General features: G+C 67.9%; 16 protein-coding genes. 4 read left to right on the top strand and 12 right to left on the bottom strand.

Annotated features, from left to right (window positions below; genetic code table 11):
* Positions 1-134: 134 nt before the first annotated feature.
* The 3 genes from DIE13_RS17510 to DIE13_RS17500 all read right to left on the bottom strand — a co-directional run bounded on the left by DIE13_RS17510 (position 135) and on the right by DIE13_RS17500 (position 2,029).
* Complete coding sequence (locus DIE13_RS17510) at positions 135-323, bottom strand: 4-oxalocrotonate tautomerase (RefSeq protein WP_124828342.1); 189 nt, start codon at positions 321-323, stop codon at positions 135-137.
* A 61-nt stretch (positions 324-384) separates the two neighbouring features.
* On the bottom strand, positions 385-1,161 hold the full coding sequence (locus tag DIE13_RS17505) for a class II aldolase/adducin family protein (protein WP_124828341.1): 777 nt from the start codon (positions 1,159-1,161) through the stop codon (positions 385-387).
* Positions 1,136-2,029, bottom strand: coding sequence for an urea transporter (locus tag DIE13_RS17500; protein WP_124828340.1), 894 nt, complete (start codon positions 2,027-2,029; stop codon positions 1,136-1,138). Before DIE13_RS17500 ends, DIE13_RS17505 begins: the two co-directional genes overlap by 26 nt.
* A gap of 45 nt (positions 2,030-2,074) precedes the next feature.
* Here DIE13_RS17500 and DIE13_RS17495 point away from each other — a divergent pair, with 45 nt between their 5' ends.
* Together DIE13_RS17495 and DIE13_RS17490 are read left to right on the top strand one after the other, a co-directional pair.
* The gene (locus DIE13_RS17495) at positions 2,075-2,710 is read left to right on the top strand and encodes a hypothetical protein (RefSeq protein WP_199568859.1); all 636 of its coding nucleotides are present in this window, start codon (positions 2,075-2,077) and stop codon (positions 2,708-2,710) included.
* Between the two features lie 51 nt (positions 2,711-2,761).
* The gene (locus tag DIE13_RS17490; protein ID WP_124828339.1) at positions 2,762-3,316 is read left to right on the top strand and encodes a putative glycolipid-binding domain-containing protein; all 555 of its coding nucleotides are present in this window, start codon (positions 2,762-2,764) and stop codon (positions 3,314-3,316) included.
* Here DIE13_RS17490 and DIE13_RS17485 read toward each other — a convergent pair.
* The 8 genes from DIE13_RS17485 to DIE13_RS17450 all read right to left on the bottom strand — a co-directional run bounded on the left by DIE13_RS17485 (position 3,277) and on the right by DIE13_RS17450 (position 11,220).
* Positions 3,277-4,191, bottom strand: coding sequence for an alpha/beta fold hydrolase (locus DIE13_RS17485; protein ID WP_124828338.1), 915 nt, complete (start codon positions 4,189-4,191; stop codon positions 3,277-3,279). The genes DIE13_RS17490 and DIE13_RS17485 overlap by 40 nt on opposite strands.
* Before the next feature lie 4 nt (positions 4,192-4,195).
* Positions 4,196-5,101, bottom strand: a complete 906-nt coding sequence (locus DIE13_RS17480) for a metal-dependent hydrolase (protein ID WP_124828337.1) — start codon at positions 5,099-5,101, stop codon at positions 4,196-4,198.
* Complete coding sequence (locus DIE13_RS17475; protein ID WP_124828336.1) at positions 5,098-6,036, bottom strand: SDR family NAD(P)-dependent oxidoreductase; 939 nt, start codon at positions 6,034-6,036, stop codon at positions 5,098-5,100. Before DIE13_RS17475 ends, DIE13_RS17480 begins: the two co-directional genes overlap by 4 nt.
* Before the next feature lie 21 nt (positions 6,037-6,057).
* Positions 6,058-7,635: a flavin-containing monooxygenase gene (locus DIE13_RS17470; protein WP_124828335.1), complete on the bottom strand. Its 1,578-nt coding sequence runs from the start codon at positions 7,633-7,635 to the stop codon at positions 6,058-6,060.
* A gap of 246 nt (positions 7,636-7,881) precedes the next feature.
* Positions 7,882-8,553 carry a lysoplasmalogenase gene (locus tag DIE13_RS17465; protein ID WP_124828334.1) on the bottom strand — a complete coding sequence of 224 codons (672 nt, stop codon included), beginning with the start codon at positions 8,551-8,553 and terminating at the stop codon, positions 7,882-7,884.
* Between the two features lie 233 nt (positions 8,554-8,786).
* A complete protein-coding gene (locus DIE13_RS17460; protein ID WP_124828333.1) occupies positions 8,787-9,620 on the bottom strand; it encodes a MerR family transcriptional regulator in 834 nt (277 codons plus the stop codon).
* A 10-nt stretch (positions 9,621-9,630) separates the two neighbouring features.
* Entirely contained in the window at positions 9,631-10,197 is a 567-nt protein-coding gene (locus tag DIE13_RS17455) for a GNAT family N-acetyltransferase (protein WP_124828420.1), read from the bottom strand.
* 90 nt (positions 10,198-10,287) lie between these two features.
* Positions 10,288-11,220 (bottom strand): LysR family transcriptional regulator, encoded by a 933-nt coding sequence (locus DIE13_RS17450; RefSeq protein WP_124828332.1) that lies wholly within the window; start codon positions 11,218-11,220, stop codon positions 10,288-10,290.
* Between the two features lie 131 nt (positions 11,221-11,351).
* Here DIE13_RS17450 and DIE13_RS17445 point away from each other — a divergent pair, with 131 nt between their 5' ends.
* Positions 11,352-12,350, top strand: a complete 999-nt coding sequence (locus DIE13_RS17445; protein WP_124828331.1) for a quinone oxidoreductase family protein — start codon at positions 11,352-11,354, stop codon at positions 12,348-12,350.
* 73 nt (positions 12,351-12,423) lie between these two features.
* Here the strand turns inward: DIE13_RS17445 and DIE13_RS17440 are convergent, their stop codons facing one another.
* Positions 12,424-13,938, bottom strand: a complete 1,515-nt coding sequence (locus DIE13_RS17440; RefSeq protein WP_124828330.1) for an MDR family MFS transporter — start codon at positions 13,936-13,938, stop codon at positions 12,424-12,426.
* 228 nt (positions 13,939-14,166) lie between these two features.
* Between DIE13_RS17440 and DIE13_RS17435 the strand changes: the two genes are divergently transcribed.
* Entirely contained in the window at positions 14,167-15,726 is a 1,560-nt protein-coding gene (locus DIE13_RS17435) for a methyl-accepting chemotaxis protein (RefSeq protein ID WP_124828329.1), read from the top strand.
* The last annotated feature ends 94 nt before the right edge of the window (positions 15,727-15,820 follow it).

The raw sequence follows: 15,820 nt of genomic DNA, 5'->3' as shown, positions 1-15,820 counted from the left end.
TATTGAGATATCAAGCAGTTGCAGTATGTGTTGCGAGAAGATGAGGGCTGGAGCGCCGGCGCACTCACCACAACTCGACGGTCGGGCGCACACCGCTTGACGATTGCCCGACCGTCATTCGCTTGCTATCGGTATCAGCGCTCGTTGCTCCACAGCTTCCCGGCCGTCGCCCAGTTCTCCTTCTTCACGTCGGCAAGAATGATGTCGACCGAGCCCGGGTCGCAGCCGAGCGTCTCGCACGTGACGCGCGTGATCGCTTCGACGAATGCGCGCTTCTGCTCGACCGTGCGGCCTTCGAACAACTGGATATTGAAAGTCGGCATGACTGAATGCTCCGATGGTTGGGGGTGAACGATTCGTCGGGATAGTGGCGACGGCGGCCGGTCAGTCGCGATACGACCGGTCGATCCGGTCGAGACGGCGCAGCAGCGCAGGCCATTCCAGTGCGCCTTCGATCGCGCCGCCGTCGCGCAACTGCTCGGCCGTGCGGTCGGCGACAGCGGGTTCGGGCAGCACCAGCGGCCCGCCGCCTGCCTGCGCACGCACCTGGATGTCGCAGGCCTTGATCAGCGTATCCATCAGCACGTAAGCCTCGGCGACCGTGCGGCCGACCGTCAGCGTACCGTGATTGCGCAGCAGCATCGCGGATTTCGCGCCGAGGCTCGCGGTCAGTCGCGCGCCTTCGGCCGGCGAGAACGCGAGCGCTTCGTAGTCGTGGTACGCGAGGTCGCCATGAAACCTCAGCGCGTGCTGCGACGCGGGCAGTAGCCCGTCGCGCTGGATCGATACCGCGATGCCGGCGGTATTGTGCAGATGCATCACGCAGACGGCGTCCGGCCGCGCGGCGTGCACGGCCGCGTGCAGCGCGAAGCCCGTCACGTTGACCGCGTGTTCGCTGTCGCCGATCCGGTTGCCCGCCAGGTCGATCTTCACGAGATTCGACGCACACACTTCGTCGAACGTGAGACCGAACGGGTTGATCAGGAAATGGCCGGGCTCGCCCGGCACCGTCGCGGAAAGGTGCGTGTAGATCAGGTCGTCCCAGCCGTTCAGCGCGACGAGGCGATAGGCGGCGGCGAGATCGACGCGCAGCCGGCGCTCGGCGTCCGAGATCGGACCGCCGGGTTTCACGGCATCAGGACGGTGTGCGAATGACGACATCGGGTTCTCCGAGGGTAAAGCGGCGCGCGACGGCCACCGTGATCCACGACGCGAGCGCGAACGGCGCGGTGAGCGCGACGATGCCAGCCTGCATCGCGAACCACTGGATCAGCGCGGCCAGCGCGGCGGCCGCCAGCGCCGCGCGGGTGCCGCGCGACATCAGCGCGAGTGCGGCGAGCGCGCCGTTGAAGCCTAGCAGGCCGTCGGCGAACGTGGCGCCGCTCGCGCCGAGCGCGACCAGCAGCACGGTCGACACGATCGCGCCGGCCAGTGCGAGCGCGGCCGCGCGTCGCGATGCGGCGGCGATGCCGGCGGCGATCAGGGCGCCGGCCCATGCGCCTTGCGCAAACGTGGTTTGTGCGACGCCCGACAGCAGTGCGGAGGCGAACGATTCGAGCGTCGGAGCGGTAGCGGCAGGCACCGCGCCCGCATGCTGCGCCGCGACAAACGGCAGCCACAGCGCGGTGGCGACGAGGCACGGGCTCGAATACGGACATTGCCGCCATTTCGCGAGCGGCGTGCGGATCGCGCGCTGCACGAGCCCGGCGCCGATCGCGGCGAGCGGCACCAGCGCGAGTGTCGCGAGCGAGGCCGGGGCGAATAGCGCGACCACCAGCGCGGCCAGCGCGCCGTTGAAGCCGTGCAGCCCCTGTTCGACGTCGCGGCGCGGTGCGCCGGTCAGCACCGCGACCAGGTTCGCGGCAGCCGCGCCGACCAGTGCCGCGCAGGCGAGCCGCAAGTCGGTCAGCGCGAGGGCGGCGATCAGCATCGCGCCCGTGAACGCGTTCGCCTGCAGTACGATCTGTCCGATGCTGCGCAGCAGGATGCGCAGATCGATCGACGGCGAAGCGGAGCGGGCGGTAGGCATGGTGGCGGCGGAACAGGACGAGCCGCGAGCATAGGACACAATCCCATGCACCGGAATAGGGAATTCTGGATAGTCGGGATTTGCGGCGGGCGCCCTGAAGTGGGGCATTTTGAGTTCGGACTGAAGTATGAAGAGCTTCACTTCGAGTTTTTTGCCCGCCTGTTTGCCGTCGTTGGACCGGACTTTGATTTGAGCGCGGCATTGAGCGAGTCGGATCGCGCCTTCGGGTCATACATCCTGATGCGGACAGCCAGTTGGCTGACCTTCAAGGAGTCGCGTGCCAGCTTTCTCATCGAGAAAGAGGTGGATCAGGCGGACCGCATCCAGTGGTTTGCGTACGTCATCGCGCAATACCGCGGCCGTATTGACGCTCCACTAAGCGCGTCAAGCCTGCATACGCTGCAAGCCAGGCATTCTGGGCCACGATGCGTTTGGCTTGGGGTGCGGCGTTCACCTGTCTTCGTGGGGCAGGCTACGATGCGCGAAAACATCGTGCATTACATTGCCCCGGCGTTCGAGGATGTGACGCCGATGCTGGCGGGGCCTGGCGAATTCGAGGCAGCGACGCGAGGCGCCGAGCCGCTGGCACGGAGCCTATCCGACCGGCGTTTGAGGGGCCGGACATCGATGTCGAACACAAATGACGCGTGCTGGACTCGTCGACGGTGGCATTCCGGATAGCCAGGATTTGTGTGACGATGCCCGGACGTGCGGTAACCAGGAGACGGAACGATGCGGGAAGTGCGCTGGGCGTCGCTCGAGGGCGACGGGATCGAACACCTGACGTTCGAGCGGAGCGACGGCGGCATCGTCGTCGAAAGCGCGGTGGTCGGCCAGCGGTACGGCCGCGCGTACGGGCTGGCGTACCGGGTCGAGTGCGATCCGCGGTGGCGGGTGACTTACGCGGTGCTCAGGGTGATGGGCGGCGGCACGCTCGAACTGCGCGGCGACGGGGCGGGGCGCTGGCGCGACGGCGCAGGCCGTGCGCTGCCGGAACTGGACGGCTGCGTCGACATCGACATCGCGGCCACGCCGTTCACGAATTCGCTGCCGATCGGCCGCCTCGGCCTCGCGCGCGGCGAGCGGCGGCCGATCGACGTCGCATACATCTCGACGCCGGACCTGGCCGTGAAGCCGGTCAAGCAGGCCTATGCGTGCATCGAGCCCGGCCGGCGCTATCGCTATGAAGGGATCTTCCGGGATTTCACCGCGGAAATGGACATCGACGCCGACGGGCTCGTGATCGACTACGAAACGCTGTTCAAGCGCCTGCCGACGGTGCGCTGAACCGTCGCGGCCGCTGTCGTCGCGGCCGCCGGCCTTTCCTGCGCCGCCGCGAACCGATCGATCCGCGACGCGATCAGATCGGGATTGCGCAGCACGATCCAGTGCGCACCGTCGATTTCCTCGCGCACATGCTCACCGAGCCAGCGATCGAGATTGAGCGACATCTCCGGTGTCACATAGCGATCGCGCACCGGCACGAGAATCTGCACGGGCGCTTGCGCATGCCGTTCGCGCGGCTTGCTTGCCCGCGCGAGGAAGTTCGCGCGATAGAGTTTCAGCCCGTTCAGCGCATTTTTCAGCTGTGAAGGATCGCGCTCGGGCCGCACGCGTTCGGTGAGCTGCAGCCAGCGCGGCCACAGCGCGGCGCCGCCGAGCCGCCAGACCAGCGACGGCACGACCGGCAGATGAAAGAACGCGATGTACCACGATTTCAGACTCTGCTTGAGCCGCATCTTCGCGCGGAACACGTGATCGAGGCACGGGCCGGAGATCGACGTGTACGACGCGATCCGGCCGCGAAACGCCGGGTCGGTCACGGCCTCCCAGCACTGGATCGAGCCCCAGTCGTGGCCGACCAGATGGAACGGCCGGCCGCCGCAGGTCGCGTCGGCGACGGCTCGCAGGTCGTCCGCGAGCCGGGCGAGCGCGTAGTCCGCCCGGCGGCGCGGCGCATCGGACGCACCGGCGCCGCGCACGTCGTACGCGATCACGCGATAGCGCTTCGCGAGCCGTGCGCGGATCGGCGCCCACACGGCCGCCGAATCGGGGTAGCCGTGCACCAGGATCAGCGGCGGCGCGCGACGCGGGCCGCTGACGTAGACGGCGAGTTTCACGTCGCCCGAGCGGACGGTCAGCATCTCGTGTGCGCGCGCCATGGCGTCATGCCTGCGGAACCGGATGCAGCGGCACGCGACGCGGTGCGGCCTGCGCCGCATAGCGCGCATTGGTTGCATCGATGTTCGCGAGCAGCGTGTCGAGGCCCTGCAGATACTGGTGGTTGTCGTGGTCCCACGGATGGAAGCCCGGACGGAAATAGTCGAGCCATTCGCCCGCGATGCTCGGGAACACGCCGGTCTTCGGGCTGTACAGGTACTTCACGAGACGCCACATGCCGCCGAACCTGCCGTGCCTGCGACGATGCGACAGCATCAGGCGCACGTGGAAGTCGAACACGATCGTCCAGAACATCACGGTGGTCAGCAGCATCGTGGTGGTGCGCAGCAGGTAGCTGCCGATGCCCGGCTTCATCACGGCGTTCCATACGTCATACGACACCGCCTTGTGCTCGGTTTCCTCCATCGCGTGCCACATCCACATCTGCTGATAGCCTTCGACCGACCCGTCGATCCGGTGCTCGTGGCCCGACAGCAGCTGGTTCGCGAGAATCGCGGTGTAGTGCTCGAGCGCGATCGTGATCGCGAGCTGCATCGAGTGCGGCAGCACCTTCTTGAAGAAGCCGAGGATCGTCCACAGCCGCTTGTCGAGTTTGTGCGCGGGCAGGCCGGACGATTGCAGCAGGTCGTTGTACTCGATGTGCTCGCGCGTGTGCATCGCTTCCTGACCGATGAAGCCGAGCACCTGCTTCTTCAGTTCCGGATCCTCGATGCGGTCGCGATAGTTGCGCACCGAGTCCATGAAGAAGCGCTCGCCGGCCGGGAACAGCAGCGACAGCGCGTTCATGAAGTGCGTGACCGGCACGCCCTGGACGTGCCAGTCCTTTGCGTGTTCGGGCGGCAGCGCGAACCGGATGTCGCGTCGCACGGGCATCATGTGCGGTGTCGTCATGATTGTTCTCCTCCCTGATTGCCTGCGTTGTTGTAGGTGGCGTGAAGCGGGGCGGCCGCCGGCACGCCGTAGCGGGCGGCCGCGCGGCGGGCCTTCGCGGCTTCGCGGCGCGACTTCAGCACGACGAGCGCCTGATACGCGGCCGGCAGCACGCGCACCATCCAGTCGGCGGCCTTCGCGTCGCGGCCGATCAGCACGCGGCGCTTGTTCCTGCGCACGCCGGCGAGGATCGTGCGCGCCGCGTCGTCCGGCGTCGTGATGAAGAACTTTTCGAAGTCGTCCTTGCCTTGCTGCTCGCTCTCGATCATGAAGCCGATCATGTTCTTCGCGATGCGGCTCGACTGCGCGATGTTGGTGCGGATGCCGCCCGGATGCACGCAGGTGGCCGACACGCCGCAGCGCTGCATGTCGAGCTCCTGGCGCAGCGATTCGGTGAAGCCGCGCACCGCGTACTTGGTCGCGTTGTAGCCGCTCATCCCCGGCTGCGCGAAGATCCCGAAGATGCTCGACGTGTTGATCACGTGGCCGTCGCCGGTCGCCTTCAGGTGCGGCAGGAATGCTTTCGTGCCGTGCACGACGCCCCAGAAGTTGATGTTCATGATCCACTCGAGATCGCTGTATTCCATGCCGTCGATCGTGCTCGACAGCGCGACGCCCGCGTTGTTGAACACGAGGTTGACCTTGCCGTGTTCCTTCGCGGTTTCGTCGGCCCACGCGAACATCGCGTCGCGGTCGCCGACGTCGAGCACGCGCGTCGAGACGCGCACCTTCGGTGCGATCGCGCGGACGATCCGCTCGGTTTCGGCGAGGCCTACGCCGTTCTTGTCGGCGAGCGACACGTGGCAGCCGGCCTGCGCGAGTTGGACCGCGAGCGAGCGGCCCATGCCCGAGCCCCCGCCCGTGATCGCAGCGACCTTGTTGGCGAAATCTCTCATGTCGGTGGCTCCTTGTCTGACTCAGGCCGCTTCGATGGAAGCGGAAGCGGCGGGCGTGGCGACGGGCCGCGCGCTCGTGTCGTTTTGCGGCGCGCGATACGCGTGGTAATCGGCGATCGAGAAGTGCGCTGTCGCCTGGCGGAAGCGCCAGGTGAAGCCGGGCCACAGCGTCGTGTTCTTGCCGGTGCGCGGATCGAGATACCAGCTCTTGCAGCCGCCGGTCGACCAGATCGCCTTCTTCAGCTTGCCTTGCAGATCGCTGTTGAACTGCGCCTCGACGAGCGGGCGCACCTCGATCGCATCCGCGCGCTCGCGGCGCATCGCCTGCAGCGCGCCGAGGATGTATTCGATCTGCGACTCGATCATGAACACCATCGAGTTGTGGCCGAGGCCCGTGTTCGGGCCGACGATCATGAAGAAGTTCGGGTAGCCCGGCAGCGTCGTGCCGAGATACGCGTGCGCGCCGTCGCGCCACGCATCGACGATGTCGAGGCCGCCGCGGCCGATGATCGCGCCGCGCGGGTACGGGTCGGCGACCTGGAAGCCCGTGCCGTAGATCAGGCAGTCGACTTCATGGCGCTTGCCGTCGGTCGTCACGACCGCATCGGCTTCGATGTGGTCGATGCCGGTCGTGATCACGTCGACGTTCTTGCGCGACAGCGCCGGGTAGTAGTCGTTCGAGATCAGCACGCGCTTGCAGCCGAGCGTGTAGTCCGGCGTGACGGCCTGGCGCAGCTCCGGATCGGGAATCTGCTTGCGGATGTGGCGCAGCGCGAGCTTCTGCACGTTCTTCATCAGCCCCGGATGGATCGCGAAGCCGAGCACGCGCGATTCGAGCATCCAGTAGATGCCGCTGCGCACGGCCTTCTGCGTGAACGGCAGCGTACGGAACAGCCACTTCTCGAAGGCGCTCAGGTTGCGGTCGGGTTTCGGCATGATCCACGGCGGCGTGCGCTGGAACAGCGCGAGCTCCTTCACGCGCGGCGCGATCTGCGGCACGAACTGGATCGCGCTCGCGCCGGTGCCGATCACCGCGACGCGCTTGCCTTCGAGCGCGTAGTCGTGATCCCACTGCTGCGAATGGAACGCGCGGCCCTGGAAGGTTTCGACGCCGGGAATCGCCGGCAGCGCGGCGCGCGACAGGCCGCCCATCCCCGACACCAGCACGCGCGCCGACAGCCGCTTGCCGTTCGCGAACGTGAGGCGCCAGCGCTGCGCAGCTTCGTCGTATTCGGCGCGCTGCAGCTCGTGATTCAGGCGCAGGTGCGGGCCGACGCCGAAGCGCTGCACGCAGTCTTCCAGATACGCGCGGATTTCCGGCTGCGGCGCGAACATGCGCGTCCAGCGCGGGTTCGGCGCGAACGAGAACGAATAGACGTGCGATTGCACGTCGCATGCACACCCGGGGTAATGATTGTCGCGCCAGGTGCCGCCGACCGACGCCGCCTTTTCGAGGACGACAAAGTCGGTGACGCCTGTTTGCCGCAGGCGAATGGCCATTCCGAGACCGGCGAAGCCGGTGCCGATGATGGCGATGTCGGTGGTTTCGTCCGGGCCGTCATGGCCGGGCGGGCCGAAAGGCAACGTGCGAGCATTCATCCGGGTGTCTCCGATTTGGCTCATTTCTGAATGTTACATTGTTTGATGTAACGATAGTGGGTGAGCCTGGAAACCGCAAGAGGCTAGAAGCGGCGCTCTAAGGGCCGGAAGCCGCGCGGGAAAAAGCTGAGCGGGGTTTGGAACGGTTCGGTTTCCGCATCGCGGGATGCGCGGAAATGGCCGTCGGCAGGGCGTGTGACGAAGTGGACGAGGCCGCCTGCATGCGGCGGCCTGTTTGAAACACAATCAGGGACGGATCGAGCGGGCGGCCGTCTCATGGAAAACCCCTGCCACGATCGTGACCTGCGCGAGCGCGTAGAGCCCCCAGACCAGGTAGTCGATGCCGGGAAAGCCGCCGAGGAAGCGGCCGACGCCGATCAGCGTGTCGGAACCGACGAAGATCAGGCTGCCGACAGCGACCAGCGGGCCGCGCGTGCGGGCCGCGAACGCGAAGCTTGCCATCGCGCACAGCACGAGCATGTAGACGGCGACCGGCGCGAGCAGTTCGCCCAGGTGCGGCAGGAACGCGGCGTAGAACGCCGGCGCGGCGATCCACAGCGCGATCAGCGCGACGACGCGCCAGCCGTGCGGCCGCGCGCGCCAGCGCAGGAAGATCGCGCAGTAGCACAGATGCGTGAGCAGGAAGGCGCCGAGACCGAGCACGAACGACAGCGGCCAGTCGGGCAGCGCGAGCAGCACGTCGCCGAGCACGGCCGTCGCGAGCGCCGCGCACAGCCACGTGCGTTCGCGCGGTGCGGCGCAGGTGCCGCCGGCCGCGAGCAGCAGGATGCCCATTGCCGCCTTCGCGGCCGCCTGGCCGGGATAGGGGGCGGCCGCGAGCGACAGTCCGTACAGCAACGCGGCGGCGACGGCGAGCGGCCAGAGCCGGCGATAGGTGGCGGGAAGCGTGGCGATCAAGGCGGGTGTCTCCGGTTTGTTGTTGTCTGCGGTGGACGGATGCGCCGTCGCGGGCGCGGCTGCAGGCCATTATCCGGAACAACGGGCGGGTGAAAACCGGCGAACCCTTCTAGTGCGCGGCGGGATCGAAAAATGAAACAGCCGGCGGGCATGGCATGCCGCCGGCTGTTTCCCCGAGCGCTGCGCGTGCTTGACTTCGCGGCGCTCGCGAACGCGGTGTGGCCTGCCCGCGTTCAGCCTTCGCCGTCTTTCGGCGAAGGCGTGCCGGACTGTCGCGCGGCCTCGTCGCTCAGCTTCTTGTCGAGAATCGTCGCGACACGGCCACCGAGATAAGCGCTTGCCGCAGTTTCGAGCGCACGGTTCGTCTCGCCTTCGACGAACACGGCCGCGAGCGGGCGCAGCCGCCAGATCGCATCGACGAGTGCGGGCACGTCATTGACCGGCGGCAGCGTGCCTTCGTCATAGCGGTCGAGCCGCTTCACGACGAGATCGACGAGCAGGCGCGCGATCGCGTCGAAGTGCGGCCGCGCGAGGCTGATCACGTCGAGCAGTTCGCGTGGCGGGATGCCTTCCTTCGTCATCGCGGCCGCCGCTTCGAGCAGCGCGGGGCTCTTCGCGACGAACGACAGGCCGCGGCGTTCGAGCAGCCCGAGCTCGGTCACGCGCGACAGTTGCGATGCCGTCTGCGGGCCGAACATCTGCGCGAGCGCGGCGAGCGAATAGGTTTTCGGCAACTCGTGCGACCAGCGGCCGCCGATCGCGTTTTCCAGGCCGAGGATCGAACGCAGGTCGTGACCCTCGTCGATCGCCATGATCAGATCCTGGATGTTCGACAGCGTGTAGCCGCGCGCGAGCAGATGGTTGATCAGCTTCAGCCGAGCGACGTGCGTGTCGTCGTAGATGCCGACGCGCCCGCGCTTTTCCGGCGGCGCGAGCAGCCCGCGATCCTGGTAGGCACGGACGTTGCGCACGGTCGTGTCGGACACGCGCGCGAGCTCGTCGACCGTGTACTCGTTGCGGGCATCCGCAGCGGCCTCGTCGGTATGGGTTGGAGTCTGTTTTGACATGCGGCCCATTCTAGCGCGACGCGACAGGCTCGGGCGAGGCGGGGAGCGACCGCGAGCCGTCGCCGAGCGTGCGCTGCATCAGCGCGGAATCGATCCAGCGGCCGTGCTTGAAACCGACCGCCTTCAGCACGCCTGCCGGCTCGAAACCGAACGCGCGGTGCAGCGACGTCGAGCCGCCGGTGCCGCCGTCGGCGATCACCGCGATCATCTGCCGCCACGGGCCGGCCTCGCAACGCGCGATCAGCGCCGCGAGCAGCGCGCGGCCGACGCCGCGCCCGCGCATCGTATCGTCGATGTAGATCGAATCCTCGATCGTGTAACGGTATGCGCTGCGCGGGCGGTACGGCGTCGCATACGCGTAGCCGGCCACGCGGCCGTCGCATTCGGCGACGAGATACGGCAGCCCGTGACGCAGCACCGCGTCGCGGCGTGCGCGCAATTCGTCGACGCCGGGCGGGATCTCCTCGAACGACGCGACGCTGTGGCGTACGTGGTGCGCGTAGATCGCGTGAATGGTGTCGAGATCGGCATCGGTCGCGTCGCGGACGACGCAGGCGGGAGCAGGGGCGGCGGACATGGTGGCGGACATGGTGACGGAGCGGGCGGACGAAACCGCTACTATGCCGGTCGCCGGGCCGAGCGGTAAAGGTGGCGGGCCGCCTGCAGGTTACAAATGGCCGTCCGCCGTGCGAACCGCATCCGCGATCGCGTCGGCGACGCGTTGCACGCGCGGCGACCGGCGTACGTCCGTGTGGACGACCAGCCAGATCTCGCGCTCGACGTCACAGCGCGGCGCGACGGTCAGCTCGACGAGCGGAGCGGGCACCGACGCTGACGCAGCGGGGGCGGCCGGTGCGCCCATGTTCGTATCCGCATCCGCTGCGGTCTGCATCGGCGGATCGTCGACGAGAAACCGCGGCAGCAACGCGATGCCCGCGCCGGCCATGCACGCGCGATGCAACGCGGCCAGATCGTTCGCGATGAACGCGAATCGGCGGCCAGCCGCGAAGCGTTCGAGCCACTGCTGCTGCGGCATTTGCGCGAGCGCATCGTCGTAGCCGAGAAACGCCCATGTGTCGGGCGGTGCGGCTGCCCATTCAGGCGATGCACACAGCGCGAAGCGCATCGTGCCGAGCCGGCGAGCGGCCAGCCCTGGCTCGCTTGGCCGCGACAGGCGCACCGCGAGGTCCGCTTCGCGCGCGTACAGGTTCGCCGCGTGCATCTCGCCCATCAGGTCGATCCGCAGCGCCGGCCATGCACGCTGCGCACGGGCGAGCCGCGGTGCGAGGAAGTGACTCGCGAACACCGGCGACGCCGACACGCGCACGACGCCGTCGAGCGTCGCCGCGCCCTGCGCGGCGCGCGCGAACGCATGCACGTCGGTTTCGACGCGCGCGGCATGCTCGGCGAGATGCAGTCCTTCGTCGGTCGGCGGCCAGCCGCGCGGCAATCGGTCGAACAGCCGGATGTCGAGCGCGGACTCCAGCGCGTCGATGCGCCGGGCGACCGTCGAGTGCTGGACCTGCAGCGCCCGCGCGGCGGCTGACAGGCTGCCGCCGCGCATCACCGCGAGGAAATAGCGCAAGTCGTCCCAGCTCATCGGCAATGGAGATGCCGCAACGGGATCTGGATCGGTCGAATTTTGCACGGTAGATGGGCGTGAAACGGGAATTCCGATCGATTATGCACGATGGGATGATCGTGTCACTTCATTCGATTGCGAGGAACGTCATGACCCAGACTGTTACTGCCACCCGGATCGGGATCGACCGCTATGGCGATGCCGGCGTCCTGCGCCGCGTCGATGCACCCGTGGGGTTGCCGGGCGCCGGCGAGGTCCGGATTCGCCAGACCGCCGTCGGCGTGAATTTCGTCGACATCTATTTCCGGGAGGGCGCGCACCCACTGCCGGCGCTGCCGGATGCGCTCGGTGTCGAAGCGGCCGGCGTGGTCGACGCGGTCGGGCCCGGCGTGACGGACCTCGTTGCGGGGCAGCGGGTCGCGTATGCGGGATTGCCGACCGGCAGCTACGCGAGCGTGCGCACGCTGCCTGCCGAACGCGCGGTAGCCGTGCCCGACGGCGTGAGCGACGACGCGGCCGCCGCCGCGCTGCTGAAAGGGATCACCGTCTACATGCTGCTGCACCGTGTGCGGCAGGTCGGCGCCGGCGATACCGTGCTCGTGCATGCGGCGGCCGGCGGCGTCGGGTTGCTGGCGACGCAGTGGGTGCGCTCGCTTGGCGCACGGGTGATCGGCACGGTCGGTTCGGCCGCGAAGGCGGCGCTGGTGCGCGCGCATGGCGCCGACGCGGTGATCGACTATCGCGAGGAGGATTTCGTCGCGGCGGCGCGCGCGTTCGGCGGCGGCGCGGGCGTCGACTATGCGATCGACGGGATTGGCGGCGATGTGCTGACGCGCACGCTTGGCGCGGTGCGGCCATTCGGAATGGTCGCGAGCATCGGGCAGGTTGCCGCGATCGGCGCGCGGCAGACGATCGATCTCGACGAACTCGGTCCGGCCCGCTCGATCGCGCTCGCGCGGCCGAGCGTGCTCGGCTTCATCGCGCGCGACGTTGCGGGGTATCGGGAAGCGGCACGCGCGACGCTCGAACGGCTCGCGGGCGGGATGCACGTGGAGATCGGCGTGCGGCTGCCGTTGGAGCAGGCAGCCGATGCGCATCGGATGCTGGCGTCGCGCGAGACGACGGGGGCGGTGGTGCTGGTGCCGTGACGGCGGGTGGCGCGGCGGGCGCCGCGCGTCGCGGTTTCGATGGAGGCCGCGGCGACGCAGCCTCCACGCCGCATCAATGATGCGTGCGCAGCGGCGCGCTTTCGACGAACCACGCGAGCACGAACGCGATCGCTATCACGGCTGCCGCCGCGAGATACACCACGTGCAGCGACCCGGCGAACGCCTGCAGGTACGCATCGCGCACGGCATCCGGCAACTGGTGCACGGCGGCCGGGCCGAGCGCGGGCGGCAGCTCCGTGCCGGCCGGCAGCGCCTGCATCACCCGCGACTCGAGCCCGTGCGAGAACAGCGCGCCGAATGCGGCGACGCCGATCGAGCCGCCGATCGAGCGGAACAGCGTGACGCCCGACGTCGCGACGCCCATGTGGCGGAATTCGACCGTGTTCTGCACGGCGAGCGTCAGCACCGGCATCACCATGCCGAGCCCGATTCCGAGCAGCGCCATGTATGCGTACATCGTGTGCAGCGGCGTATCGAGCGACAGCGTCGACAGCAGCGCCATCGCGACGCCGCCGAGCAGCGTCCCCGCGATCGGAAACGGGCGATACGTGCCGAGCCGCGAGATCAGCCGGCCGCTGATCACCGACATCGCGAGCATCCCGCCCATCATCGGTAGCAGTTGCATCCCGGCCTGCGACGGCGTCGAGCCCTTCACGACCTGCAGATACAGCGGAATGAACGTGACCGAGCCGAACAGCGCGATGCCGACCACGAAACCGATCAGGCCCATCAGCACGAATGTGCGCTGACGGAACAGATCGAGCGGCATGATCGGCTCGGCCGCGAGGCGTTCCTCATAGATGAAGCCGCCGACCGCGACCAGGCCGAGCACCAGCGTCATCCACAGTTGCGGAGACGACCACGGCAGCAGCGAACCGCCTTCGCTCGTGAACAGGATCACGCAGGTGAGCGCGGTGGCGAGGAACGCGGCGCCCATGTAGTCGATCCGGTGCTTCACGTGCGCCGTGTGCGGCCGGAATGCGATGCCGATCACCGCGAGCGCGAGAAAGCCGAGCGGCAGATTGATCGTGAAGATCCAGCGCCACGACAGGTGTTCGACCAGGAAGCCGCCGAGCAGCGGCCCGATGATCGTAGCAAGGCCGTACACGCCGCCGAACATCCCCTGATAGCGCGCGCGGCGATCGGGCGGCACCAGGTCGCCGATCGCGGCCATCGTGACCACCATCAGCCCGCCGCCGCCGAGCCCCTGCAGCGCGCGCAGCACGATCAGCTGCGTCATGTCCTGCGCGATGCCGCACAGCGCGGAGCCCGCGAGAAACAGGACGATGGCGGCCTGCAAGACGATCTTGCGGCCGTACAGGTCGCCGAGCTTGCCGTACGGCGGCAGCACGATCGTCGACGCAAGCAGGTAGGCGGTGACGACCCACGACAACTGATCGAGGCCGCCGAGCTCGCCGACGATCGTCGGCAGCGCGGTCGACACGATCGTCTGGTCGAGCGCGGACAGCAGCATCACGAGCAGCAGCGCGGCGATGATCAGCCCGGTCGGCGCGTCGTGGCGGGCCGCTTCGGCGGCCGGCGGAGCAACAAGGGTATTGGTTCTCATCGAAATATCTGCCATGGCAGGGAATTGACCGAAATATAGAGAGAAATCATTGACTGGTCAATTTCTGCCGGAGCTTAATTTGTTGCATCGGTAACAGAAGGTTGCCGCGAGGAAATTTGATCGGGATCACGAGGAGAGGGGAGCGGACTCAAGTTTTTTGCAGGCAAACCGTAATCCAGAGTGCCGCGGACCGATTGCCGCCCTCTTTTTTATCGCTCACGTGCCGTCATGAACCTGAACGCCCTGTTTTCCCGTTTCTCCATCCGTACGCGGATTTTCTCCACGCTCGGTCTCGTCGCCGTGCTGCTCGTCGTGTCGGGGCTGATCGGCCTCGTCGGCATGCAGAGTTCGAACCGCGCGCTCGACAAGGCCTATACGCAGCAACTGGCCGCGAAGACCGCGCTGTCGGCCGCGAGCCTGAACCTGACGATCGTGCGTACGACGCTCGATCGCGTGCTGCTGCATCCGGACGCGCCGGAAGTGCCCGATCTCGTCAAGAAGGCCGAGAGCTATCTCGGGAAGGCCGACGCCGCGTGGCGCACATACGCGGCGCTGCCGCACGAGGGCGACGAGGGGGCGCTTGCCGGCCGGCTCGATACCGCGCGCCAGGCGCTGATCGGGCAGGCGTTGAAGCCGCTGATCGACGCGATCCGCGACGGGCGGCGTGACGAGGCAGACCGCTTGTTGATGACGGTCGCGCCGTCGCTGTCGGTCGCGCTTACGCAGGCAACCGACGCGCTCGATGCGTATCAGGCCGAGCGCGGCAAGGAGGTCTACGACACCGCGCAGATGTATTACGGCTGGATGCGCGCGGGTGCGATCGCCGGCATCGCGTTCGGCCTTGCCGCGTGCCTGGGTTGCGCGGTCGGCCTGCACTTCGCGATAACGCAGCCGGTGAACCGGCTGCTGTCGCATTTCCGCCGCCTGTCGGAAGGCGATCTGACGTCGGAAGTGCGCTGGTCGTCGCGCGACGAAATGGCCGAGCTGGTCAGGGGCGTGACCGGCATGCAGCGCAGCCTCGCCGATACCGTGCGTCAGGTGACCCAGGGCTCCGAGGCCATTTCGACCGCGACGCACCAGATCGCGGCGGGCAACACCGATCTGTCGCAGCGCACCGAGGAACAGGCCGCGGCACTGCAGGAAACGGCCGCGAGCATGGAGCAACTGACGGCGACCGTGAAGCAGAACGCCGATCATGCGGTCGAAGCGCAGGCCTGCGCGGACGACGCGAGCGAGATCGCGACGCGCGGCGCGACGGTCGTCGGCGAAGTGATCGGCACGATGAACGAGATCGACCGGAGTTCGCAGAAGGTTGCCGACATCATCGGCACGATCGAGGGCATCGCATTCCAGACCAATATCCTCGCGCTGAATGCGGCGGTTGAAGCCGCGCGTGCGGGCGAGCAGGGCCGCGGCTTCGCGGTGGTCGCGGGCGAGGTGCGCACGCTTGCGCAGCGTTCGGCATCCGCGGCGAAGGAAATCCGCACGCTGATCGGCGAATCGGTGGAGCGCGTGGCGATGGGCTCGCGGCTCGTCGGCGTGGCCGGTGACACGATGCAGGACATCCAGCAGGCGATCGGCCGCGTGACGGGCATCATGACCGAGATCGCCGCCGCGTCGAACGAGCAGCGCGACGGGATCGAACAGGTGAACCGCGCGGTGTCGCAGATGGATCAGGTGTCGCAGCAGAACGCAGCGCTGGTCGAGCAGGCGGCAGCGGCTGCGGCGTCGCTCGAGGAACAGGCGGACGGGCTGCGTCGGGCGGTGGGGGCGTTTCAGGTGGCTTGAGTGATGGCGGGGCGGGCGGCAGCGTGGTTGTTCGGGGGCGTCGCCCGACTCGTCGCCCGACTCATTTCACGGTGGAATTCAGTCCATGTTGTCC

Source organism: Burkholderia sp. Bp9016 (assembly GCF_003857765.1).
Classification (GTDB): domain Bacteria; phylum Pseudomonadota; class Gammaproteobacteria; order Burkholderiales; family Burkholderiaceae; genus Burkholderia.
The sequence above is the reverse complement of the archived record's forward strand: the minus strand, read 5'-3'. Positions and strand labels throughout refer to the sequence as shown.